The organism is Isoptericola sp. NPDC056573, assembly GCF_042793335.1.
Lineage (GTDB): Bacteria > Actinomycetota > Actinomycetes > Actinomycetales > Cellulomonadaceae > Isoptericola.
The window spans coordinates 1-22,161 of record NZ_JBHTUY010000006.1 but is presented as its reverse complement, the minus strand read 5'-3'; the positions used below and the strand labels follow the sequence as shown (position 1 = coordinate 22,161).

Sequence of the window (22,161 nt, the reverse complement as noted above, 5' to 3'; positions counted from 1 at the left end):
ACTCGGGGCGCGAGGGTCGGTGTCGGGATGAGGGTCGGTGTCGGGATGGGGGTCGGAGTCAGGGGGTGTCGGCCGCCGGGTCGTCGGGCAGGGTGGCGAGGTCGCCGAGCCGGACGGGCACCACGAGGGGCCGTCGGTCGGGCACCGCGGGCGCCGCCCCCGTGCCCTCGCCGGCCGCGGGATCCGCGACCCCGACGAGCTCCGCGACCGTGCGGCCGCAGATCCTCGCCTGGCAGGGGCCGAGCCCGGCGCGGCTCGTGAGGCGCACGGAGCGCAGGTCGGTCGACGCGGTGGCGCAGGCGGCCGCGCGCAGCGTGCCGGCGTCGACCTCCTCGCAGCGGCAGACGAGCGTGTCGTCGCGCAGCCACGACGTCCAGCCGCTGCGGATGCCGTGCGCGGCCTCGAGCCGGCGCGCGAAGTCGGCGGACCGGCCGCGACGGCGCACCGCGCGGGCGAGCGCGGCGTCCTCGGGCACGGCCTCGTCGGAGGGGGCGGACGGGCCGGTCGCGGCGTGGTGCCCGGCCACCCAGCCCTCGGCGAGCGCGGCCTCGGCCCCGCCGATGCCGGTCAGCTCGCCGGCGGCCCACACGCCGGGCGCCGTCGTGCGCTGCCGGTCGTCGACGACGACGAAGCGGTCGGGCGAGATCGCGCACGCGGCCGCGACCGCGAGCTCCAGCCGCGGCGTGAACCCGTGCGAGACGCACACCGCGTCCGCCGCGACGGTGCGCTCGGTGCCCGGCAGGGGTGCCCAGCGGTCGTCCACGCGCGCGACCGTCACCTCCTCGACCCGGCCGTCCCCGCGGGCGGCGACCACGGCCTCGCCGAGGCGGTAGGCCACCCGGTGGCGGGCGAGCGTCCCGACGTACCCGCCGAGCTCGCCGGTCTTGTGCGCCGCGCCCAGCAGCCCGGCCGGCCGCGCGCCCCAGCCGCGGGCCAACGACGCCGTGGTCGCGGCCTCGTGCACCGACAGCACGCGGGCGCCGGTGCGCAGCAGCGACGTGGCCACGGGCAGCAGGAACGGGCCCGCCCCCGCGACGACGACACGGTCCCCCACGGCCACACGCTCGGCCTTGGCGAGGGCCTGGGCCGCGCCGGCCGTCGTGACGCCGGGCAGCTGCCAGCCCGGGAAGGGCAGCGTGCGGTCGTGCGCGCCCGTCGCGAGCACCAGGGCGTCGGGGGTCAGGGTGAGGTGCTCGCGCCCGGCGGCGTCGGGGGGCCCGACCAGCACGCGCAGCCGTACTCCGTCGTCGAGCCGCTCGAGCGCCCACACCTGGGCCGAGGTCAGCAGCGCGATCCGCGGGTGCGACGCCACGACGTCGCGCAGGGCCGTGAACGTGCCCCAGCCGTGGTGGAAGGAGGCCTCGTCGGACGCCGTGCCGCCGCCCGGGAGCACCCGGTGCCGCCAGAACTGGCCGCCCACCTGGTCCGACGCGTCGAGCAGCGTCACCTCCGCGCCCGCGCGGGCCGCGGCGCGCGCGGCGGACAGGCCCGCCGGCCCGGCGCCGACGACGACCACCGTCCGGCGGCTCACGACGCCACCCCCGGCAGCGGGTCGTGCTGCGTCTCGACGACGTCCCCGTCGGCCGCGCGGCGCAGGCACGCCCGCACGTCGCGCGCGCCGTTGACGGTGACGAGGCAGTCGAAGCACACCCCGATGCCGCAGAACACGCCGCGCGGGGCGGCCTCGACGCTGGTGGTGCGCCACGACCGCCGCCGGGCGGCCAGCAGCATCCCCGCGATCGTCTGCCCCTCGGTGCCCGCGAAGGGCTCGCCGTCGAGCGTGATGGTCAGCGCGCGCGGTCCGGCGTCCGGCCGGTGGGTGGTCATGAGGCCTCCCCTGAATTCTCGATGGACGAGCCGGCGGCGAGCACCGCCGGCCGGTCGACGCGGAACGGCGCGGGGTCGACCTCGGGCTCCGCGCCGGTGAACAGGTCGGCGAGCAGCTCGCCGCTGACAGGCCCCAGCCCGATGCCGGCGCCCTCGTGCCCGGTCGCGACCCACAGACCGGGGGTCCTGGGGTCCGGCCCGACGATCGGCAGGTGGTCGGGCACGTACGGGCGGAACCCGAGGTAGCTACGCATGACGCTCGCCTCGGCGAGGAACGGGAACAGGCGCACGGCGCGCGCGGCCATCTCGCGCAGCACGACGGCGCGCAGCCGGTCGTCGAAGCCGACCTGCTCGCGGCTCGAGCCGATGAGGACGGTCCCGGCGGCGGTCGACTCGACCACGCTCGACGTCTGCAGCGCGGCGTCGCCGGACTGCGTGGCGCCGACGTAGTCGCCGTCGTAGACCTTGTGCCGCACGACGTGCGGCATCCGGGTGGTCACCAGCACCATCCCGCGGCGCGGGCGCACGGGCAGCGCGACCCCGAGCCGGGCGGCGACGACGCCGGACCACGGCCCCGCGGCGAGCACGACGGCGCCCGCGGGCACGTCGCCGTCGGTGGTGCGGACCCCGACGAGGCGGTCGCCGTCGCGCAGCGCCCCCACCACCTCGACACCGGTGCGCACCCGCGCCCCCGCGCGCCGGGCGGACGCGAGCAGCGCCTCCGCCGCCGCGACGGGCTGCACCTGCGCGTCCTCCGGGTACCAGACCGCGGCGGTGAGGCCGGGGTTGAGCGCCGGCTCGAGCTCGAGCGCGCGGGCGACGTCGACCTCCCGTGCGTCCACCCCGGCGCCCCGCTGCCGAGCGGCGAAGTCCCGCAGCGGCTGGGCGCCCTCGGGGGTGGTCGCGGCGACGAGGCCGCCCTTCGGGTCGTACTCGACGGCGGGGAAGCCGGGGCCGAGCTCGTCGGACAGCTCCGCGACGAGGGACGGCCAGCGGCGGGCCGCGTGCTGCGCGAGCGTCAGCTCGGGGCCGGGCTCCTTGTCCGAGACGAGCAGGTTGCCCTCGCCGTGGGCGGTGGTGCCCGACGCCGCGCCGCCGCGGTCGAGGACGGTCACGGCGAGCCCGCGCCGGGCGAGCGCGCGGGCGCACGCGGCGCCCACGATGCCCGCTCCCACGACCACGACGTCGACGGTCATCGGCTGCTCCTTGGGTAGATGGCCAGTAATATGTCACATACCAAGACAGGTGAGGGACCGGCCACGTCGCCGACCCCGGCGGGTCAGTCCTCCTCGGGGCGCCCCGCCCACCAGCCGGTGGTGTGGCCGATGTGGCGGCGCATGAGATCCCGTGCCCCGGCGGCGTCGCCGGCGGCGAGCAGGTCGAGCAGGTCGTGGTGCTCGGCCGCCGACTGCTCCAGGTGGTCGGTGGCGACCATCTGGGACAGGCCGAGCAGCCGCGCACGGCTGCGCAGGTCGGCCACCACGTCCACCAGCAGGGGGTTGCCCGCCAGGGTCGTGAGCCGCAGGTGGAAGTCGCGGTCCGCCTCGAGGTAGGTCACCAGGTCGCCCGAACGCGCGCCCGTGACGATGGCGTCGGCCTGCTCGCGCAGGGCCGGCAGCGCACCCTGCGGGAAGCGCCCCGCCAGCTTCTCCATCGCCGGCGGCTCGAGGAGCTGGCGCACCTCGGCGATGTGGCTCAGCATCTCCGGCGACACCTCGGTGACCCGGAAGCCCTTGTTGCGGACCGCCGTGACGAACCCGCGCTTCTCGAGGTCCAGCATCGCCTCGCGCACGGGCGTCGCCGACACGGCGAAGCGCGCGGTGAGCGACGGCACGGAGACCAGCGTGCCCGGGGCGAGATCGCCCGAGACGATCGCGGCGGTGAGGGCCCGCGACACGGTCTCGCGCAGGCTCACCGGCGCCTCGATGCGGCGGAACGACGCTACGGCTTCCGACATGAGCACTTCCTCACGGGGGCTGATCCGGGGGTGGTGGACATCACAGTAGTGCATGATATGTTACCGCCCACATCGGCTGGCAGGTCAAGGCGACCCGCCCGGCGACGGGCACAGGGACCGCGACCCGGCACCCGGCCCACCTGCAGGAACGGCGCGGTTCCGGGCATGATCCGGGGCCGAGGTCGACCCGCCGGACGCGAGGACGCGGACGGCGGCAGCGGTACCGGACGACGACGTCACGCCGGCTCGCCCTGGGCGACGTGGGCGTCCATGTGCAATGTGATATACCACCGAGGAGATTTCGTGGCCGTCACCCCGAACCTGGCTCCCCTCCCGACCCGCGCCCCCGCCGTCGCGGCGGCCGGCCGCGCCGGCACCCCGCTCGGCACCGACCGCGTGCGCCTGACCGGCGGCCTGCTCCACGACTGGCAGCGGCGCAACCGCCTCGTCACCGTGCCGCACGTCGTCCGCGAGGTCCGGCAGGCCGGGAACCTCGACAACTTCCGCCGGCTCCTCGACCCGTCGGTCGGCGACTACCGCGGGCGCTACCCCTTCCTCGACACCGACGTGTACAAGACGCTCGAGGGCATCGCCTACGAGCTCGGCCGCGACCCGGCCGACGACGGCGAGGCTGCGGCGCTGGAGGCGGCCCGCGACTTCTTCGAGGAGGCCGTGGCGCTGATCGAGCGGGCCCAGCGCCCCGACGGCTACCTCGGCACCTTCTACCAGTCGCCGCAGAGCCCCAAGGAGCCCTGGCAGGACCTGTCGTGGGGTCACGAGATGTACAACCTCGGCCACCTCGCCCAGGCCGCCGTCGCCGCCACCCGCCAGCTCGGCGACCGCCGCCTGCTCGACGTCGCCACGCGGTTCGCGGACCTCGTCGTCGAGCGGTACGGCCCCGACGGCGAGGCGGCGTACTGCGGCCACCCCGAGGTGGAGATGGCCCTCGTGGAGCTCGCCCGCGAGACGGGCGACCGCCGCTACCTGGAGCAGGCCCGCCTGTTCGTCGAGCGCCGGGGCGCCGGCACGCTCGCGCACACGATCTTCGCGGCGGACTACTTCCAGGACGCCGTGCCGCTGCGCGAGCTGGGCTCCGTCACCGGGCACGCCGTGCGCATGGTCTACCTCGCGGCCGGGGCCACCGACGTTGCCCTCGAGACGGACGACGACGGGCTCCTCGCCCACCTCGAGGACCTGTGGGACGACATGGTCGCCCGCAAGTCCTACCTCACCGGCGGCATCGGCTCCCGGCACTCCGACGAGGCGTTCGGCGACCGGTTCGAGCTGCCCGCCGAGCGCGCGTACGCCGAGACGTGCGCCGCGATCGGGACCGCGCAGTGGGGCTGGCGGCTCTTCCTCGCCACGGGCCGGGCCGACGTCCTCGACCACGTCGAACGGGTGCTGCACAACGCGTACGCCGTGGGGCTGTCGGAGGACGGCGCCGCCTTCTTCTACGACAACCCGCTGCAGCGCCGCCCGGACCACGAGCAGCGCAGCGGCGCGGAGAAGGACGGCGAGCTGCTGCGCCGGGCCTGGTTCGGCTGCCCCTGCTGCCCGCCCAACGTGGTCCGCTGGATGTCGGAGCTCCAGGACCACCTGGCCGTGGCCGACGACGACACCCTCACCCTCGCCCTGTACGCGAGCGCCGCGATCGACTCCCCCGCGCTCGACGTCGACGTGACGACGGACGTGCCGTGGGACGGCCGCGTCACCGTGCGCGTGCGCCGCGGCTCGGACGGCCCCGCGACCCTCGCGCTGCGCGTGCCCGCGTGGGCCGAGGGCGCCACCGCCACGGTGGACGGCGAGCAGGTCGCCGAGCTCCCGGTCGACGGCTGGCTCCGCCTGACCCGCGCCTGGACGGCCGGGCAGACGGTCGTGCTCGACCTGCCGATGCCCGTGCGGGCGGTCACCGCCCACCCGCACCTGGACGCCGCGCGCGGCAGCGCCGCCGTCCTGCGCGGGCCGCTCGTGTACTGCGTCGAGCAGCAGGACTCCCCCGCCCCGGTGGACGACCTGCTCCTCGCCGCCGACGACGTGGCCCGCCTGGCCGTCGACGACGCCCACCCGTGGCACGTGCTGCGCGGCGAGCTCGCCGTCGCGCCCCCGACGGGCGACGACCCGTACCCCCCGCTGGGCGCCACGGCGCCCACCACGCACCGCGCGCCGGTGGCCTTCGTGCCCTACGCGCTCTGGGGCAACCGCGAGGTGGGCGCCATGCGCGTCTTCCTCCGGACGTCCTGACCCGCACCACCGCACGTCCCGACAGACCCGTCGCACCATCCCCACCCTGGGAGGTTTTCCATGACACGACGAGTGACCAGACCAGCCCTCCGTGCCGCAGCGTTCGGCGTCGCGGCCCTCCTCGCGCTCGGCGCGTGCTCGTCCGGGGGCGGAGGCGGCGGCTCGACGGCGAGCACCGCCGGCGGCCTCGAGGGCCAGCCCGCCGAGGGCGGCGTCGTCCAGGTGCTGCAGAACGCCGACTTCTCCTACCTCGACCCGGCCAAGGGCTGGGACGGCGGCGTCAACAACTTCTACCGCCTCGTGTACCGCACCCTCACGACGCCGGCGTCCGGCAGCGCCGAGGACCCGAACGAGATCGTGCCCGACCTCGCCACGGACACCGGCACGGTGTCGGACGACGGGCTCACCTGGACGTTCACGCTCAAGGACGGGCTGAAGTTCGACGACGGCTCGCCCATCACGTCCGCCGAGGTGAAGTTCGGCGTCTCGCGTGCCTGGGACCCGGAGATCGGCATCGGCTCCCCGTACGCCAAGCAGGTCATCGACGCGCCGGAGGACTACGAGGGGCCGTACAAGTCCGGCGACCTGAAGACCATCGAGACACCCGACGACACCACGATCGTCTTCCACCTCAAGGCCCCGTTCCCCGACTTCCCGGCCGTCGCGTCGCAGCCGAACTTCGCGCCGTTCCCCGTCGGCTCCGGCGCCGGCGACGAGTTCCTCAACGACATCGTCGCGTCCGGCCCCTACACGCTCGACGAGTACACCCCCGGCAGCGTCATCAAGCTCGTGCGCAACGAGAACTGGGACGCCTCCACCGACGAGGTGCGCACCGCCAAGCCGGACGGCTGGAACTTCCAGCTCGGCCTCGACCCGGCCACCATCGACGAGCGCCTGCTCGCCGGCCAGGGCACCGACGTCAACGCCATCGGCGGCAACCTGCAGCCCGCCACGCTCGCGCGCCTGCAGGACCCCAAGTACAAGGACCGGCTGGTCGACTGGCCGGGCGTCTGCACCACCTACATGGGCCTGAACACCACCAAGAAGCCCTTCGACGACGTCAAGGTGCGTCAGGCGATCTCGTACGCGGTGGACAAGGCGGCCGTGCAGAACGGCACCGGCGGCACGATGCTCGCCGACATCGCCAGCACGACGATCCCGCAGTCGGTGGCCGGGTTCAAGGACTTCGACCTGTACCCCAGCGAGGGGAACACCGGCGACGTCGACAAGGCCAAGGAGCTGCTCGCCGAGGCCGGCTACGCCGACGGGTTCGAGATGACGCTCGACATGCGCACGCAGCCCAAGCTGCAGGCGCAGGCCGAGGCCGTGCAGCAGTCGCTGTCCCGCGTGGGCATCAAGGTCACGTTCAACCCGATCGACACCTCGAAGTTCTACGAGACGATCGGCACGCCCAAGCTGCAGAACGACGCCGCGATCACGGGCTGGTGCCCGGACTGGGCGTCGTCGGCGAGCACCGTGATCCCGCCGCTGTTCGACGGGCGCCGCATCACGGACAAGGGCAACTCGAACCTCGCCCAGATCGACGACCCGGCGATCAACTCCGCCATCGACGACGCGCTCGCCGTCACGGACCCGACGGCGGCGAACGAGGCGTGGGGCAACCTCGACGAGCAGGTCCTCACCGAGGCACCGATCGTGCCGCTGCTGGTGGAGAAGGTCGTGCTGCTGCCCGGGGAGAACGTCACCGGGGTGTACTCCAGCCCCGGCGTCGCGACCGGTGGGCTCGACTACACCGGCGTCGGGCTCAAGGACCCGAGCAAGGGCTGAGCCATGACCCTCAGCATGACCACGCTCGAGACCGAGGCCGGGGGCGCGCCGTCCGTCGGCGCCGCGCCCCCGGCGCGCCGGCAGGGGGTCTGGCACCACCTGCTCCGCCACCGCGGGGCGGTGCTCGCCCTGTCGTACATCGCGCTCGTCGCGCTCCTGGCGGTCGCCGCGCCGCTCGTCGTCAAGCTCTCGGGCTGGGGCCCGTACGAGTTCGACCAGACCGCCATCGACCCGAACCTCGGCGGCCTGCCGATCGGACCGCTCGGCGGGATCAGCGCCGAGCACTGGTTCGGCGTCGAGCCCGGCACGGGCCGCGACCTGTTCGCGCGCATCGTCTACGGCGCGCGCACCTCCATGCTCATCGCGCTGGCCGCCACCGCCCTCACCACCCTGCTCGGCGTCCTCTTCGGGCTCCTCGCCGGGTACCACGGGGGCAAGGTCGACCAGGTCGTCTCGCGCGTCATGGACTTCCTCATGGCGTTCCCCGCGCTGATCTTCATGATCGCGATCCTGTCGGCGCTCCCCGCGAGCAACCGGGCGCCGTTGCTGGTGCTGGTCATCTCCGTGTTCGGGTGGCCGTACCTGGCGCGCGTCGTACGGGGGCAGACGATGACGATCACCCAGCGCGAGTTCGTCGAGGCGGCCCGGGCCTCCGGGGCGTCGGGCTGGCGGATCGTGCTGCTGGAGATCCTGCCGAACCTGCGCTCCACGATCATCGTCATGACGACGCTCGCCGTGCCCGGGTACATCGGCACGGAGGCGGGGCTGAGCTTCCTCGGCGTGGGCGTGGTCCCGCCGACCCCGTCCTGGGGGCAGATGATCGCGCAGTCGATGAGCTGGTACGCCGTCGACCCCATGTACTTCCTGATCCCCGGAACCTTCCTGTTCCTGCTCGTGCTGTCCTTCACGGTCCTCGGCGACCGGCTCAAGGACGTCGTCGACGCGGGGGAGAGGCGCTGATGGTCCGCTTTCTCGTGACGAGGCTCGCCGGCATGGTGGGCGTGCTGTTCCTCGTCGTCCTGTTCACGTACGCGATCTTCTTCGCGCTCTCCCCCGACCCTGCCGTGCAGATCTGCGGCAAGAACTGCACGCCCGAGCTGATCGACCAGATCCGCACCAACCTGGGCCTCGACCGGCCGTTCTACGAGCAGTTCTTCGGCTTCCTGTCCGGGCTGTTCGTCGGCACCACCTACGGCACGGGCGCCAACGCGATCGACTGCGCCGCGCCCTGCCTGGGCTACTCCTTCCAGACCGGGCAGCCCGTGCTCGAGATGTTCGAGCAGCGCTTCGGCGTCTCGGCCACGCTCGCCGTGGGCGCCGCCGTGCTGTGGCTGCTCATGGGCGTCTCGGGCGGCATGATCGCGGCGATCAAGAAGGGCACCTGGTTCGACCGGGCGGCGACCGGCGCCGCGCTGGGCGGCGTCTCCATCCCCAACTACGTGCTGGCCCTGGTGCTCCAGTACGTGCTGGTGGTCAGGCTCGGGTGGCTGCCGTTCCCCCAGGCGGTGCCGTTCGCCGCCGACCCCGGGCAGTGGTTCCTCAACTTCGTCATGCCGTGGCTGGTGCTCGCGTTCACCTACGCGTCGATGTACCAGCGGCTCACGCGGGCGAACGTGCTCGACACCCTGGACGAGAACTTCGTGCGCACGGCGCGCGCCAAGGGGCTCGCGCCCCGGCTGGTGTGGCGGCGGCACGCGCTGCGGCCCGCGCTGACGCCGGTCGTGACGCTGTTCGGCATGGACTTCGCCGGCCTGCTGGGCGGCGCGATCATCATCGAGACCGTCTTCGGCCTCAACGGCATCGGCAAGATGGCGTCCGACTCGATCACCAAGAACGACCAGCCGGTCATCATGGGCGTCACGCTCGTCGCGGCGTTCCTGGTGATCGTCGGGAACGTGATCGTCGACATCGTCTACACGACCATCGACCCGCGCGTCCGGGTCGGGGCCAGGGCATGAGGGGGCCGGCATGAGCACGCTGCTCGAGGTCGAGGACCTCACCATCACCTTCCGGACGGCGCACGGGCCGGTCGACGTCGTGGACGGGCTCTCGTTCACGCTGGAGCAGGGCGCGTCGCTGGGGATCGTCGGCGAGTCGGGCTCCGGCAAGTCGATGACGTCGCTGGCCGTCATGGGGCTGCTGCCGCCCACGGCGAGCCTGCGCGGCCGGGTGTCGCTGGACGGCGCGGACCTGACGTCGCTGCCCGAGTCGAAGGTGCGGCGCCTGCGCGGCGACCGCATGTCGATGATCTTCCAGGACCCGCTGTCGTCCCTGAACCCGTACTACTCCGTGGGGATGCAGATCGAGGAGGCCTACCGGGCGCACCGGCCCGGGGTCACCCGGCGCCAGGCGCGCAAGGTCGCGGTCGAGGCGATGGAGCGCGTGCACATCGCGGACGCCGCCCGGCGGGTGGACCACTACCCGCACCAGTTCTCCGGCGGGATGCGCCAGCGCGTGATGATCGCGATGGCGCTCTCCACCGAGCCGGACCTGCTCATCGCCGACGAGCCCACCACCGCGCTCGACGTCACCGTGCAGGCCCAGATCCTCGACCTGCTCCAGGAGGTGCGGCGGGAGACGGGGACGGCGCTCATCCTCATCTCGCACGACCTCGCCGTCGTGTCCGAGATCGCCGAGGACGTCGTCGTCATGCGGCACGGCGTGGCCGTGGAGCAGGCACCGGCCGAGCGGCTGTTCTCCGACCCGCAGCACCCGTACACGCGGGCGCTGCTCGACGCCGTCCCCCGGATCGACGACGAGATCGGCGAGCTGCGCGGCATCGACGGCACCGCCGGCACCGCCGGCGTGGGAGGGAAGCCATGAGCACGACGAGCACCGGGCAGAGCACCGGGGCCGACGCCGTCGCCCCCGCGAGCGCCCCGGCGTCGGCGACGTCGCGCGACGCCGGGCCGCTGCTGCGCGCCACCGACCTGGTCAAGGAGTTCGCGGTGCCCGGCACCGGCGGGCTGCTGGGCCGCGCGGACACGTTCCGGGCGGTCGACGGGGTGAGCCTCGAGGTGCACGCGCGGGAGACGCTGGCCCTGGTCGGCGAGTCGGGGTCCGGCAAGTCGACGACGGCGCGGATCGTCGCGCGGCTGACGGACGCGACGTCGGGCGAGGTCGTCTTCGACGGCGAGCCGGTGACGCACGCGAAGGGCGACCGGCTGCGGCGGTTCCGCAGCGACGTGCAGGTGGTCTTCCAGGACCCGTACTCGTCGCTCAACCCCCGGCACACCGTGGAGCGCATCGTCACCGCGCCCCTGGTCTACCAGGGGCGCGAGGTGCCGGGCGGCGCGCGGGCGTTCACGCAGCAGCTCATGGAGCGGGTGGGCCTGGACCCCGACCACCACCGTCGCTACCCGTCGCAGTTCTCCGGCGGCCAGGCGCAGCGCATCGGCATCGCCCGCGCGCTCGCGGTGTCGCCGCGGCTGGTGGTCTGCGACGAGGCGGTCTCCGCGCTCGACGTGTCCGTGCAGGCGCAGATCATCAACCTGCTGCGCCGGCTGCAGCGCGAGGAGGGGTTCAGCTACCTCTTCATCGCGCACGACCTCGCCGTGGTGCGGCAGATCGCGGACCGGGTCGCCGTGATGTCGCAGGGCCGCATCGTCGAGCAGGGTGAGCGCGACGCCGTCTTCGACGACCCGCAGCACGAGTACACCCGGACCCTGCTGGCCGCCGTGCCGCGCATCCGGCCCGAGTGGGAGCGGGCGCGCCGCGAGGCGGCCGCGGCGCGGGCCACCACGACGAGCGACCCCACCGCCACCGCCACCGCCACCGCCACCGCCACCGAGGAGGAGACGACCGCGTGACCACGTATCACCTGCCGGGACTGCACGTCACGGAGCACAGCACCACCGTCCCTCTCGACTGGTCGCGGCCCGAGGGCGAGCAGATCGAGGTCTTCTGGCGCGAGCTGGTCGACCCGGACCGGCGCGGCGACGACCTGCCCCTGCTCGTGTACCTGCAGGGCGGGCCGGGCGGCGCGTCGCCCCGCCCCCTCAAGCGCGACGGCTGGATCGACGAGGCCCTGACGACGTACCGCGTGATCCTGCCGGACCAGCGCGGCACCGGCCGCAGCACGCCGTTGGACGGCGAGGCCGTCGCGGGCCGCGGGGACGCCGTCGCGGCCGCCGACTACCTGGCGTGCTTCCGCGCCGACTCGATCGTGGCCGACCTCGAGCACGTGCGCCGCACGCACTACGACGGCCGCCGGTGGGCGAGCCTGGGCCAGTCGTTCGGCGGCTGGATCACGCTCGCCTACCTCTCGACCGCGCCGGAGGGTCTGGCGGCCTGCTACGTCACCGGCGGCATCCCCGGCACGCCCGCGAGCGCCGACGAGGTCTACCGGCGCACGTTCGCGCGCGCCGAGGCCAAGACGCGCCGCTACTACGACCTGTACCCGCAGGACGTCGAAGCCGTGGCCGCGATCGCCGACCGGCTCGCCGAGGGCGACGTGCGCCTGCCCGACGGCGACGCGCTCACCACCCGCCGCTTCCAGTCCCTGGGGATCGACCTGGGGATGAAGCCCGGGTCGGAGCGCCTGCACTGGCTGGTGGACGAGGCGTTCGTGCGTCCCGGGCGGCTGTCGCACGCCTTCCTGGAGCAGGTGCTGGTGCGCTCGTCCTCGGCGTCGAACCCCCTGTTCTGGACGCTCCAGGAGTCCATCTACGGCGACGGCGCGAACGGCCCGACGGCGTGGGCGGCGCAGCGCGCCCGCGACGAGCGGCCGCAGTTCGGGCCCGACGAGCGACCGCTGCTGCTCACGGGCGAGATGGCATTCGGTTGGATGTTCGACGAGGTGCGGCTGCTGAGGCCCTTCGCACCGGCGGTGCACGAGCTCGCCGCGCGCCGGGAGTGGAGCCCGCTGTACGACGTCGAGCGGCTCGCCGCGAACGACGTGCCGCTGGCCGCCGCCGTGTACTTCGACGACATGTACGTGGACTCGGGCCTGCAGCTCGACACCCTGTCCAGGCTGGGGAGCTCCCACGCCTGGGTGACCAACGAGTACGAGCACGACGGACTCGCCGACCCCCGGGTGCTGCGGCGCCTGCGGGAGCTGGTCCGGGACGCAGGAGGAGAACGATGACGCAGCACCACGACCACCGCCCCCCGCACTCGGGGAACCGGACCCCGCGCCTCACGGAGGTGCCGGCCTTCACCGAGATGATCGCCCAGGGCTGGTCCGCCGACGTCGTGCCCGCCCGGGTGCCCGCCGGCGCCGCCGAGGCCGCGGCCGCCCATCGCGCCCGGCTGGCCGAGCGGCTCGGCGGGAGGACCGTCGTCGTCGGCGCAGGGCGAGCGCCGGTGCGCAGCAACGACACGTCGTACGACTTCCGCGCCGACAGCGACTTCGTGTGGCTCACCGGGTGCCAGCTCGAGGACGCCGTGGTCGTGCTGCACGGGGCGGACGCCGTGCTCTACGCGCCGCCGCCGGCCCGACCGGGCGACCCGGCGTTCTTCTCCGACGCGATGCACGGCGAGCTGTGGGTGGGCGCCTCCCCCGGGCTCGGCGAGTGGGAGCAGGCGCTGGGCGTCCCGGTGCGCCCGCTGGCGGAGCTCGACGACGCGCTCGCGCACGGCTCCGGCTGGTGGGCCGGCCGCGCGGTCCCGGCCGACGTCGTGGCGCGGCACGGGCTGGAGCCGTCGGCCGAGCTCGCCCGCGCGTGCGCGGACCTGCGCATGGTCAAGGACGCGTGGGAGGTGGCGCAGCTGCGCGCCGCCGTCGACCACACGGTGACGGGCTTCGAGGCCGTGGCCCGGGAGATCCCCGCGGCGGTGCGGTCCGGCGGCGAGCGCTGGCTGCAGGGCACGTTCGACCGGCACGCCCGCACCACCGGCAACGGGCCGGGCTACGCCACGATCGTCGGCAGCGGCCCGCACGCGCCCACCCTGCACTGGGTGCGCTGCGACGGCCCCGTGCTGCCCGACGCGGCCCTGCTGCTCGACATGGGCGTCGAGACCGACACCCTGTACACCGCCGACGTCACGCGCACCGTGCCGCCGTCGGGCCGGTTCAGCGCCGAGCAGCGCGCCGTGCACGACCTGGTCGAGAAGAGCCACCGCGCGGGGATGGCGCACGTGAAGCCCGGGGTGAACTACCTCGACTTCCACTACGCGGCGATGGAGGTCATCGCCCAGGGCCTGCACGACTGGGGCCTGCTGCCCGTCTCCGTCGACGAGGCGCTGTCCCCGCAGGGCCAGCACCACCGCCGCTGGCTGGTGTGCGGGATCGGCCACCACCTGGGGCTCGACGTGCACGACTGCGCGCACAGCGACTGGAAGGACTACATGGGCGCCGACCTGGAGCCGGGCGTCGTCATGACCGTCGAGCCGGGGCTGTACTTCCACGCCCACGACCTCACCGTGCCGCCGGAGCTGCGCGGCATCGGCGTGCGGCTGGAGGACGACCTGCTGGTCACCGAGGACGGCCACGAGGTGCTCTCCGACGCCCTGCCCATCGACGCCGCCGGCGTCGAGGCCTGGACGTCGGCCCTGCTGAGCCCCTGACCGCCCCCGCAGGACGACGAACAGGCGGTTGACACCGTGATCGAGCGAACTGGCGCTCGATCACGGTGCCAACCGCCTGTTCGGCAGTGCGGTGAGGCGGGGTCAGCCGCGCTCGTGCGCGCCGATCATCGGCAGGCCGAAGGCCAGCGAGACGGCGAGGATGCCGCCGACGACGAAGTAGGGGTCCAGGGTCGGGTTCCCGCCGGAGACGCCGGAGCCGAACAGCACGAGGCCGCCCAGGAAGAGCACGAACGCGCCGAGGAAGCGCCCGAGGACGGCACCGGTGGGCTCGGACTTGACGCGCGGGTTGACCTGGAAGTCGCTCATGCTCCGAGGATAGGCCGACCGCGGCGGGCGGGGCGAACGCCTGCCGCGGTCGGCGCCGGCGTGCTCAGCGGCGCACGCGGATCGTCAGCTCCTTGCTGCGGGTCTCGCCCGCGGCGTTGGTGAGCACGGCGACGTACCGGTAGGTGCCCGGCTCCCGGCCCGTCACGGCGGTGGTGGCGTGCTGCGCCTCTCCCCCGGCGCCGGGCACGAGCTCCTGTCGGTCGATCTCGACGCCGTCCTCGTACAGCACGTAGCCGGTGGCCTGCGTGCCCCACCACTTGGTGGTGGTGACGGCGTAGTCCCCGTCCCCGTCGTGGTTGTCGTGGGAGAGCACCGGCGTGCCCGGGTTCGTGTCCACGACGCGCACGGTGTGCGGGCCGGCGCACGGCGTGGTCCCCGCGGCGTTGACCAGCTCGCACGTGTACACGTACGCGCCGTTCGGCCTGCCCGTCACCGGGACGGCGACCCGCTGCGCGTCGGTGCCGCCGTGCGTCAGCCTCTCCGTGTGGATGAGCTCGCCGTCCTCGTAGAGCCGGAGGCTCGTGGCGTTCTCGCCCCACCACAGGTCGACGAGCACGCGGTAGTCGCCGTCGCGCAGGCCGGTGTCCCAGCCGTTGTCGTCGCTGATCCGCGCCTGGCCGGGCGCCCCTGCGGGGACCAGCACCTCGCGCGTCCCGACGACGCCGTTCACCTCGACCTGGACGGTCGCGCGGCCGGGGGCGACGGCGGTCGCCTCGTGGGTGACCGGGTCGAGGGCGAGGACGGTGCCGCGAGGGGCGTCGTCGGCCGACCCGACGAACACCCGGTCACCGCCCCAGCGCGAGGAGACCGGCCACGCCACCGGCACCTCGCGGGAGCCGTCCTGCGTGAGCAGGGCGCTGACCTGGCCGGACGTACCGACGGCGAGCTCCTCGGGCCCGCTCACCGCGATGCTCGCGGCGCGCGCCTCGACCTCCCACGTGAACCAGCCGCCGTCGCCGGTGCCCTCGGCCGCCGGGTCGATCCCGATCATCGACCAGCCGGTGAACCCGCCGTCCGCAGGCGTGCTGGCCGGGCTCTTGCCGGAGTTGCCGTTGACGACGTACGGGATGCCGTCCTCGGTGCCTGCGTGGAAGACGCCGACGTGCGAGCCCACGGACGCGACCTGCTTGCCCGACGTCTCGCGGAAGTCCTCGAACCAGCCGCGCAGCGTCTCGGCCTCCACACGGTCGACGAGCTGGCTGGCCTGGGTCGGCAGCGGGTCGTCGAGCGGGTGGTGGAAGAGGGTCACGACGCCGGTCACGGCGTCGTCCGTGGCCGCGCCGTCGAGCGCGTCCCGCAGGGCGCGGAGCTGGGCGAAGTCGCTGCCGAGCCGCCCGCTGGACGAGTCGAGCATGACGAGGCGGGTGGTGCCGCCGTCACCGCGCGGGTCGGGCACGTCGACGACGTGCGTCCGCTCACCGAACTCGTCCTCGAAGTTCTCGATCGAGCCGCCCATGACCTCGTGGTTGCCCGGCAGGTAGTACCAGGGGAAGTCCGCGTCGGCGAGGCCCTCGTCGAGCACCTCCCGGGCCAGGTCGAAGTCGGCGGGCGACGCCTCGTCCACCAGGTCGCCGTTGATGACGAGCAGGTCCGGGTCGGCAGCGACGATCTCCGCCAGCGCCTGCCGCGCGCCCTGCACCGCCCCGGACTCCGGGTCGCGGGCGACGAACTGCGCGTCGGACAGGACGGCCACGCGCAGCGGCGCGTCGTCCGTGGCGCCCTCCGCAACCACCACCGGGTCCTCGACGCGCTCGGCCTGCGGCGCGTCGACGTCCGGCGGCACCTGCGCCCGTACGTCCGAGATCGTGAGCGTGCCCTTGTACTGCGAGGCCGCGCGGGTCTCCAGCACCCGCACACGCTGCAGCGTGAGCGGGTACGCGACGCCCTCCGGCACGGCGAGCTCGACCTGGCGCCAGCCCTTCCACGAGACGGTCGGGCCGTCCAGGTTGGTGACGACGCCGTCGCCCTGGCGCACCTGGAGGCGCAGCCAGGCGCCCTGCTCGTCGCCGTCGACCCACATCGTCACCGTGCGCGGCTGGCCCGTGACGACGACCCCGCCGTCCGGGGCCACGGCGTACTGGCCGCGCGTGGCGGTGGACTGCATGAAGTCGTAGGTGAGCTTCAGCCCGGCCGCGCCGTCGTGCCCGGCGGCGGGGACGACCGAGCCTCCGGGGGCCCGGTCGTGCGCGGAGGTCCAGCGGGCGGCGTCGGCCAGGTCGGCGACGACGACGTCCTCGAGCGAGACCGCGACGGCGACCTCCACCTGCTCGTCCCCGACGGCGAGCGTGAAGCTCGCGGCGCCGGAGTCCTGCAACGCCCGCACCGTGAACGACCCGTCGGCCGCGGGCTCCAGCGCGGCGACGCCGTCGCCGCCCGAGACCTCGACGTCGCGCGCCTCGATCGGCGCGGAGTACCCGTCGGCGTCGTGCCCGACGACGGTGAGGGACGCCGTCGCCTCGTCGTCGGGGAGCGTCACCACGGGTTCGGGGACGGTGAGCCGCACCGGCTCGCCCAGCACCGTGAGGTCGGCGGAGCCCGTCGCGACGCCGTCCGACGCGGGGGTCGCGGCGCGGACGGTCGTCGTGCCGGCCGCGACGCCGGTGACGACGCCCGCGCCGTCCTCGCCGGTCGCGACGGTGGCCGCGCCGGCGTCGCTCGTCGTCCAGGAGTCGGGCCGGGTGTCGACCGGCGCGCGGGTCTCGTCGAACCCGGCCGCCGTCAGCGTGCGGTGCAGGCCGGGGAAGACCCGCAGCGCGTCGGTCGCGGGGGCGTCGCCCGTCGGGACGGCAGCGCGCACGTCGAACGCGTGCACCTCGCCCGAGCCCTCCGGGGTGAACAGCCCGAGACCGTTGGCGTCCAGCCGCTCCGTGCCGTCGGACGGGCTGTTGAGCACGCTGGTGCCGGCGTCGCCGGGCAGCCGCGCCACCATCGTCGTGGAGCCGCCGCCGTCGAGGTTGATCGCGTCGTCCGCGCCGAGCTGGCCGAGGAGCCGGCCCAGCTCCGGCAGCGACGCGCCGATGCTCTGTGCCTGCCGGCCGTCCACGACCACGAGGTACGCCGTCGTGCCGTCCGCGCTGAGGCCCACCGCCGTGCGCGGGTGCCGGAGCGTCGCGAAGTCGCTGGTGGACGACGTGACCTCGCCGTCCTCGAGCAGCCAGTCGTCCGGGTCACCGCCGATGGCGGTGCGGAGCTCGCCGAGGTCGTCGCGCAGCCCGTAGGCGAGGGACACCTCGTCGCCGGGGGCGAGCGCCTTCAGCGCGTCGGCCGCGGCCCCCGGGCGGGCGACGACGGCCCGTACGTCCGCGGGCAGGCGGCCCTCGCCGGGCGAGCCCACCGCGACGACCGTCCCCGCGGCGGCGCCGCCGGTCGTGCGGACCTGCACCTCCACGCCCTGCTCCCCCGCGCCGAGCGGGCGGGTGCGCGCGGCGTCGCCCCAGGACGCGTCGAAGACGGCGACGCCGCCCGCCGGGACGGCGGTGACGTTGAGTCCCGCGACGGGCAGGTCGTGCCGGTCCGCCCCGGCGCCGAAGGACACCGTGCCCTCCAGGAACACCTCCGCGAGGCGCGCGACGCCGGACGCGTCGACCGTGAGCGCCTTCTCGCGGCCCGGCGTCGCGGACTTGAGCAGCGTGCCGTCGTCCACGGCCGCGCCGAGCGCGGCGCCGGAGTTGTTGATGTCGAAGAAGTCGCCGTTGATCGCGGCGACGGCGCCCCGGTCGGCGGCCATCTCGCTCACGGTCGCGTTTCCCGCCACGGCGTCCGGCCCGAGGTAGCCGAGCCGTGGGCCGTCGTCCCGGCCGAGGTGCGCGACGAGCACCTCGCCGCTCAGCCAGCCCTCGGCGGAGACGCGCGCGAACTCGGTGAGCTCCAGCCCCGGGGCGATCAGCCGCTCGGTGCGCTCGGTGACGATCGCGGCGCCGGCGTCGTCCAGCGGCAGGTCGGCGACGTCGTCGGTGCGGGTCGTCACCTCGGCGGGGGCGGTGCCGGCGGTCGCGACCGGCAGGTCGCGCGGGTCGGCCGGCGCGGCGGCCGCGGCGGCGCCCGCGGGCACCGCCATCGCCAGGCCGAGCAGGAGGCCGACCCCGACAGGGACGGTACGTCGGGCAGGGGGCAGAGCTCGGATCGGTGCTCGGCTCATCGGGGATCCTCCGCTGGTCGGGCCGGGACGTGCGCCGTCGCAGCGTCCCGCGACCAGGTTGCCATCAACTTTCACGATGTCAACCGACAGGGAAACTCTTCTACCTCCTCGGGCCACCGCCCGGTTGTCCCTCAGACGCACACGGCTGTCCCCGGCACGCAGACGGCCCCGTCGAGGGCAGCCCACCCGTGGTGTGGTGATCCACCGGCATCGGCAATCGGTCCCGGAAGCAGACCGCGCACCGATCCCGCCGGAACGCGCATGGCCAGGAGGTGCCCGTGGATCCCCGTCGCATGCCGACCGACCCGCCCCAGCCCACCTCTCCGCCCGCGCCGGCGGACGACGGTTCCACCCTGGAGCACGCGCTCGACATCCCGCCGGCGCCGCTCACCGGCTCCTACCGCTGCCTGCTCCCGGCTGAGACCTGGTGGTGGTCGGAGGGGATGTACCTCGTCCACGGGTTCGAGCCGGGCGAGGTGGTGCCGTCCACCGCTCTCGTCCTGGCCCACAAGCACCCCGACGACCGCGAGCGGGTGCGGCGGCTGCTCGCCGCGGCGCAGCGCACCGGGACCCCCTTCGCCAGCGTGCACCGCATCATGGACGCGCGCGGTCGCGAACGTACCGTCGCGCTCTCCGGCCAGGTCCGGCCCGCCGCGGAGGACCCCGCCATGGCCGTGCTCCAGGGCTTCGTGACCGACGTGACGGCCGAGGTCAGCGAAGACGCGGCCCGGATGGCCTCGCGGCAGGTGGCCGCGTCGGCGCAGAGCCGGTCCGCGATCGACCAGGCCAAGGGGGTGCTGATGCTGCTCTACGGCCTCGCGGCCGAGGACGCCTTCACCGTCCTGCGCAGCGCCTCCAACACGCACAACGTCAAGGTGCGGGACCTCGCCGCGGCCGTGCTGGCCGCCGCGCGCACGCACGGGACGGCGGCGCGGCCCGTCGTCGAGGACCTGCTGCGCCAGGCGCTCCTCGCGACCGGACGGTCCGTCACGACGCCCTGACGTCCCGCGCTCACCGGCGCAGGGTCTGCGACGGCAGTTCGTCGTGCGCCCGGCGGTAGGCGGCGGCGAAGTGGCCGAGGTGCAAGAAACCCCACCGGCGCGCCACGGCCGCGACCGTGACCACCTCCGGGTCACCGTCCAGGAGCTCGCGCCGCGCCCCGTCCAGCCGGGCCCGGCGCAGCGCGTCCCCCGGGGTGGCGCCCAGCGAGCGCCGGAACGCCGCCTGCAGTCCGCGGGTGGAGAGGTGCACGGCGGCCGCGACGTCGTCGACCGTGATCGCCTCGTGCGCGTGCTCGTCGATGTACGCCGACGCCCTGCGGACGACCGGCGGCAGCACGCGCTCGGCCGCTCGCCCCTGGTCGTCGAGGGCGACGTTCGGGAAGGCGTGCAGCAGGGAGAGGGCGACGTGGTGCGCCAGCGAGCTCTGCAGCACCGCCGACGACAGCGCCTCGGCGTCGCGGGTCAACGACTGCGCGGCGTACCGTGTCGTCGCCTTCCAGGCGCGCGCCGCCGCCGGGTCTCGCGGGGACCCTGACCGGAACAGGTGGGTCGGCTGGTCGCGCCCGGTCAGCCGCGCGGCCACCGCGCGCACGTAGCCGCGGTCGAGGGTGAGACCGCTGGTCCGGGCGGTCTCCCAGGTCGCCGTCGCGCGGTCCGGCGCGTCGAGCAGCACCGGGCCAGGGCCGAAGGCCTCCCCCGCGTGCTGCAGCTCGATCTCCCCCCGCAGCTGGAGCACGACGATCGGCTCGGGCTCGTCCAGAGCCGAGCGCCCCGGCATGGGGAGCGTGTGGTCCGTCCAGGCCAGGCGCGCGATCGCGGCGGAGCGGATGGAGAACTCGAAGGCCTGCTTCGGCGCGCGCAGGTGGACCCGGGGAAAGATCCTCTCGAGCGCCTGCTCGGCCTCCTGGGCGTCGGAGGTCCGCAGCTCGAAGCCCGCGACCGGTGTCGTCATCCGCCTACCGTCGCGATCCCGCGGGCGCAGCGCAACAGACCAGGTCAGGAGTTCGGGACACGGGCCGGGTCGCCCCGCCCCGCCGCGTTCGGCGGGCGTCCGACGTCGTTCTCCGCCACTGTGGGAGAAGCGCCTCGGGACCCGCCCGCCACAGGAGACCCCATGGACCACCGTCTGGACCACCGCCGCTCCAGCTCACGCCCCCGCCGCACCCGCGTGCTGGCCGCCCTGGGCGCGGCGGTGCTGACCGCGACGACCGCCGTCGTCGGCACCACCGCCGCGTCCACCGCGAGCGCCCACCCGCACGGTGGCGGGCACGGTGACGTGAAGGTGCCCACCGCGGTCGGGTACGGCGGCGCCGTCAGCACGGTGGACCCGGAGGCGAGCCGGGTCGGCCTGGACGTGCTGCGCAAGGGTGGCAACGCGGTCGACGCGGCGGTGGCGGCGGCCGCCGCGCTGGGGGTGACCGAGCCGTACAGCGCCGGGATCGGCGGCGGCGGGTACTTCGTCTACTACGACGCCGACACCGGCGAGGTGCAGACGATCGACGGCCGGGAGACGGCGCCGGCGGAGATGCCGAACAACGCGTTCATCGACCCGGCGACCGGCAAGCCGTACCCGTTCACGCCGGACCTGGTGACGAGCGGCGTCTCGGTGGGCACGCCGGGTACGCCCGCCACCTGGCAGACGGCGCTCGACGAGTGGGGCACCTACTCCCTGAAGAAGGCGCTGAAGCCGGCGACGCAGCTGGCGCGGCGGGGCTTCGTCGTCGACCAGACGTTCCACGACCAGACGGCGGACAACGCCGAGCGGTTCGCGGCGTTCCCCGCCACGGCGGAGCTGTACCTGCCGGGCGGGGCACCGCCCGCCGTCGGCAGCGTGTTCCGCAACCGCGACCTCGCCGCCACCTACGACCTGCTGGCGAAGCGCGGGACCGACGCGTTCTACGGCGGACGGCTCGCGGCGGAGATGGTCGACGTCGTGCAGCACCCGCAGACCTCCCCCGACACTGACCTGCCCGTGCCCCCGGGCTACCTCGACCTCGACGACCTGGCCGGGTACGAGGCGCTGGTGCAGGACCCGACCGTGTCCGACTACCGCGACTACGACGTCTACGGCATGGCGCCGTCGTCCAGCGGCGGGTCCACGGTGGGCGAGGCGCTGAACATCCTCGAGACGTTCGACCTGTCCGGGATGGACGACGCGGCCTACCTGCACCACTACCTGGAGGCGAGCGCCCTGGCGTTCGCCGACCGCGGCGCGTACCTGGGCGACCCGGCGTTCGTCGACGTCCCCCTCGACACCCTGCTGTCGGACGACTTCGCGGCCGAGCGCGCGTGCCTGCTCGACCCGGAGGCGGCGGCGACCAAGCCCGTGGCACCCGGGGACGTCGACGCCGACG

General features: G+C 74.6%; 17 protein-coding genes. 10 read left to right on the top strand and 7 right to left on the bottom strand.

Going from position 1 to position 22,161, the window contains the following annotated elements:
* Positions 1-58: 58 nt before the first annotated feature.
* The 4 genes from ACFQ8E_RS12060 to ACFQ8E_RS12045 form a co-directional block, all read right to left on the bottom strand.
* Positions 59-1,531, bottom strand: coding sequence for an NAD(P)/FAD-dependent oxidoreductase (locus tag ACFQ8E_RS12060; RefSeq protein WP_430550796.1), 1,473 nt, complete (start codon positions 1,529-1,531; stop codon positions 59-61).
* A complete protein-coding gene (locus ACFQ8E_RS12055) occupies positions 1,528-1,827 on the bottom strand; it encodes a (2Fe-2S)-binding protein (RefSeq protein WP_430550795.1) in 300 nt (99 codons plus the stop codon). The genes ACFQ8E_RS12060 and ACFQ8E_RS12055 overlap by 4 nt, the downstream gene beginning before the upstream one ends.
* Positions 1,824-3,023: an NAD(P)/FAD-dependent oxidoreductase gene (locus ACFQ8E_RS12050; protein ID WP_430550794.1), complete on the bottom strand. Its 1,200-nt coding sequence runs from the start codon at positions 3,021-3,023 to the stop codon at positions 1,824-1,826. Before ACFQ8E_RS12050 ends, ACFQ8E_RS12055 begins: the two co-directional genes overlap by 4 nt.
* Before the next feature lie 83 nt (positions 3,024-3,106).
* Positions 3,107-3,784 carry a GntR family transcriptional regulator gene (locus tag ACFQ8E_RS12045; RefSeq protein ID WP_430550793.1) on the bottom strand — a complete coding sequence of 226 codons (678 nt, stop codon included), beginning with the start codon at positions 3,782-3,784 and terminating at the stop codon, positions 3,107-3,109.
* A gap of 303 nt (positions 3,785-4,087) precedes the next feature.
* Here ACFQ8E_RS12045 and ACFQ8E_RS12040 point away from each other — a divergent pair, with 303 nt between their 5' ends.
* The 8 genes from ACFQ8E_RS12040 (at position 4,088) to ACFQ8E_RS12005 (ending at position 14,320) form a co-directional block, all read left to right on the top strand.
* Positions 4,088-6,025, top strand: coding sequence for a glycoside hydrolase family 127 protein (locus ACFQ8E_RS12040; RefSeq protein ID WP_430550792.1), 1,938 nt, complete (start codon positions 4,088-4,090; stop codon positions 6,023-6,025).
* 72 nt (positions 6,026-6,097) lie between these two features.
* Positions 6,098-7,813: an ABC transporter substrate-binding protein gene (locus ACFQ8E_RS12035; protein ID WP_430550791.1), complete on the top strand. Its 1,716-nt coding sequence runs from the start codon at positions 6,098-6,100 to the stop codon at positions 7,811-7,813.
* A gap of 3 nt (positions 7,814-7,816) precedes the next feature.
* Entirely contained in the window at positions 7,817-8,773 is a 957-nt protein-coding gene (locus ACFQ8E_RS12030; protein WP_430550790.1) for an ABC transporter permease, read from the top strand.
* Positions 8,773-9,771: an ABC transporter permease gene (locus ACFQ8E_RS12025; RefSeq protein ID WP_430550789.1), complete on the top strand. Its 999-nt coding sequence runs from the start codon at positions 8,773-8,775 to the stop codon at positions 9,769-9,771. The genes ACFQ8E_RS12030 and ACFQ8E_RS12025 overlap by 1 nt, the downstream gene beginning before the upstream one ends.
* A gap of 10 nt (positions 9,772-9,781) precedes the next feature.
* Positions 9,782-10,636 carry an ABC transporter ATP-binding protein gene (locus tag ACFQ8E_RS12020; protein WP_430550788.1) on the top strand — a complete coding sequence of 285 codons (855 nt, stop codon included), beginning with the start codon at positions 9,782-9,784 and terminating at the stop codon, positions 10,634-10,636.
* Positions 10,633-11,622: an ATP-binding cassette domain-containing protein gene (locus ACFQ8E_RS12015; RefSeq protein ID WP_430550787.1), complete on the top strand. Its 990-nt coding sequence runs from the start codon at positions 10,633-10,635 to the stop codon at positions 11,620-11,622. Before ACFQ8E_RS12020 ends, ACFQ8E_RS12015 begins: the two co-directional genes overlap by 4 nt.
* Positions 11,619-12,899 carry an alpha/beta fold hydrolase gene (locus tag ACFQ8E_RS12010; RefSeq protein WP_430550786.1) on the top strand — a complete coding sequence of 427 codons (1,281 nt, stop codon included), beginning with the start codon at positions 11,619-11,621 and terminating at the stop codon, positions 12,897-12,899. The genes ACFQ8E_RS12015 and ACFQ8E_RS12010 overlap by 4 nt, the downstream gene beginning before the upstream one ends.
* Positions 12,896-14,320: an aminopeptidase P family protein gene (locus ACFQ8E_RS12005; protein ID WP_430550785.1), complete on the top strand. Its 1,425-nt coding sequence runs from the start codon at positions 12,896-12,898 to the stop codon at positions 14,318-14,320. Before ACFQ8E_RS12010 ends, ACFQ8E_RS12005 begins: the two co-directional genes overlap by 4 nt.
* A gap of 102 nt (positions 14,321-14,422) precedes the next feature.
* Here ACFQ8E_RS12005 and ACFQ8E_RS12000 read toward each other — a convergent pair whose 3' ends face one another.
* Complete coding sequence (locus ACFQ8E_RS12000) at positions 14,423-14,647, bottom strand: hypothetical protein (protein WP_430550784.1); 225 nt, start codon at positions 14,645-14,647, stop codon at positions 14,423-14,425.
* A 64-nt stretch (positions 14,648-14,711) separates the two neighbouring features.
* A complete protein-coding gene (locus tag ACFQ8E_RS11995; RefSeq protein WP_430550783.1) occupies positions 14,712-18,806 on the bottom strand; it encodes a phosphodiester glycosidase family protein in 4,095 nt (1,364 codons plus the stop codon).
* A gap of 278 nt (positions 18,807-19,084) precedes the next feature.
* On the opposite strand from ACFQ8E_RS11995, the gene ACFQ8E_RS11990 reads away from it, so the two are divergent.
* Positions 19,085-19,807, top strand: coding sequence for a PAS and ANTAR domain-containing protein (locus ACFQ8E_RS11990; protein WP_430550782.1), 723 nt, complete (start codon positions 19,085-19,087; stop codon positions 19,805-19,807).
* 10 nt (positions 19,808-19,817) lie between these two features.
* Here ACFQ8E_RS11990 and ACFQ8E_RS11985 read toward each other — a convergent pair whose 3' ends face one another.
* The gene (locus ACFQ8E_RS11985) at positions 19,818-20,759 is read right to left on the bottom strand and encodes a helix-turn-helix transcriptional regulator (protein ID WP_430550781.1); all 942 of its coding nucleotides are present in this window, start codon (positions 20,757-20,759) and stop codon (positions 19,818-19,820) included.
* A gap of 162 nt (positions 20,760-20,921) precedes the next feature.
* Here ACFQ8E_RS11985 and ACFQ8E_RS11980 point away from each other — a divergent pair.
* Positions 20,922-22,161 (top strand): gamma-glutamyltransferase family protein (locus ACFQ8E_RS11980; protein ID WP_430550780.1); only part of this gene is annotated, 1,240 nt, incomplete at its 3' end.

Coding starts and splice junctions, on each gene's coding strand:
- ACFQ8E_RS12055 (WP_430550795.1), bottom strand. CDS start 1,827: ATGACCACCCACCGGCCGGACGCCGGACCGCGCGCGCTGACCATCACG.
- ACFQ8E_RS12050 (WP_430550794.1), bottom strand. CDS start 3,023: ATGACCGTCGACGTCGTGGTCGTGGGAGCGGGCATCGTGGGCGCCGCG.
- ACFQ8E_RS12045 (WP_430550793.1), bottom strand. CDS start 3,784: ATGTCGGAAGCCGTAGCGTCGTTCCGCCGCATCGAGGCGCCGGTGAGC.
- ACFQ8E_RS12030 (WP_430550790.1), top strand. CDS start 7,817: ATGACCCTCAGCATGACCACGCTCGAGACCGAGGCCGGGGGCGCGCCG.
- ACFQ8E_RS12025 (WP_430550789.1), top strand. CDS start 8,773: ATGGTCCGCTTTCTCGTGACGAGGCTCGCCGGCATGGTGGGCGTGCTG.
- ACFQ8E_RS12020 (WP_430550788.1), top strand. CDS start 9,782: ATGAGCACGCTGCTCGAGGTCGAGGACCTCACCATCACCTTCCGGACG.
- ACFQ8E_RS12015 (WP_430550787.1), top strand. CDS start 10,633: ATGAGCACGACGAGCACCGGGCAGAGCACCGGGGCCGACGCCGTCGCC.
- ACFQ8E_RS12005 (WP_430550785.1), top strand. CDS start 12,896: ATGACGCAGCACCACGACCACCGCCCCCCGCACTCGGGGAACCGGACC.
- ACFQ8E_RS12000 (WP_430550784.1), bottom strand. CDS start 14,647: ATGAGCGACTTCCAGGTCAACCCGCGCGTCAAGTCCGAGCCCACCGGT.
- ACFQ8E_RS11995 (WP_430550783.1), bottom strand. CDS start 18,806: ATGAGCCGAGCACCGATCCGAGCTCTGCCCCCTGCCCGACGTACCGTC.
- ACFQ8E_RS11985 (WP_430550781.1), bottom strand. CDS start 20,759: ATGACGACACCGGTCGCGGGCTTCGAGCTGCGGACCTCCGACGCCCAG.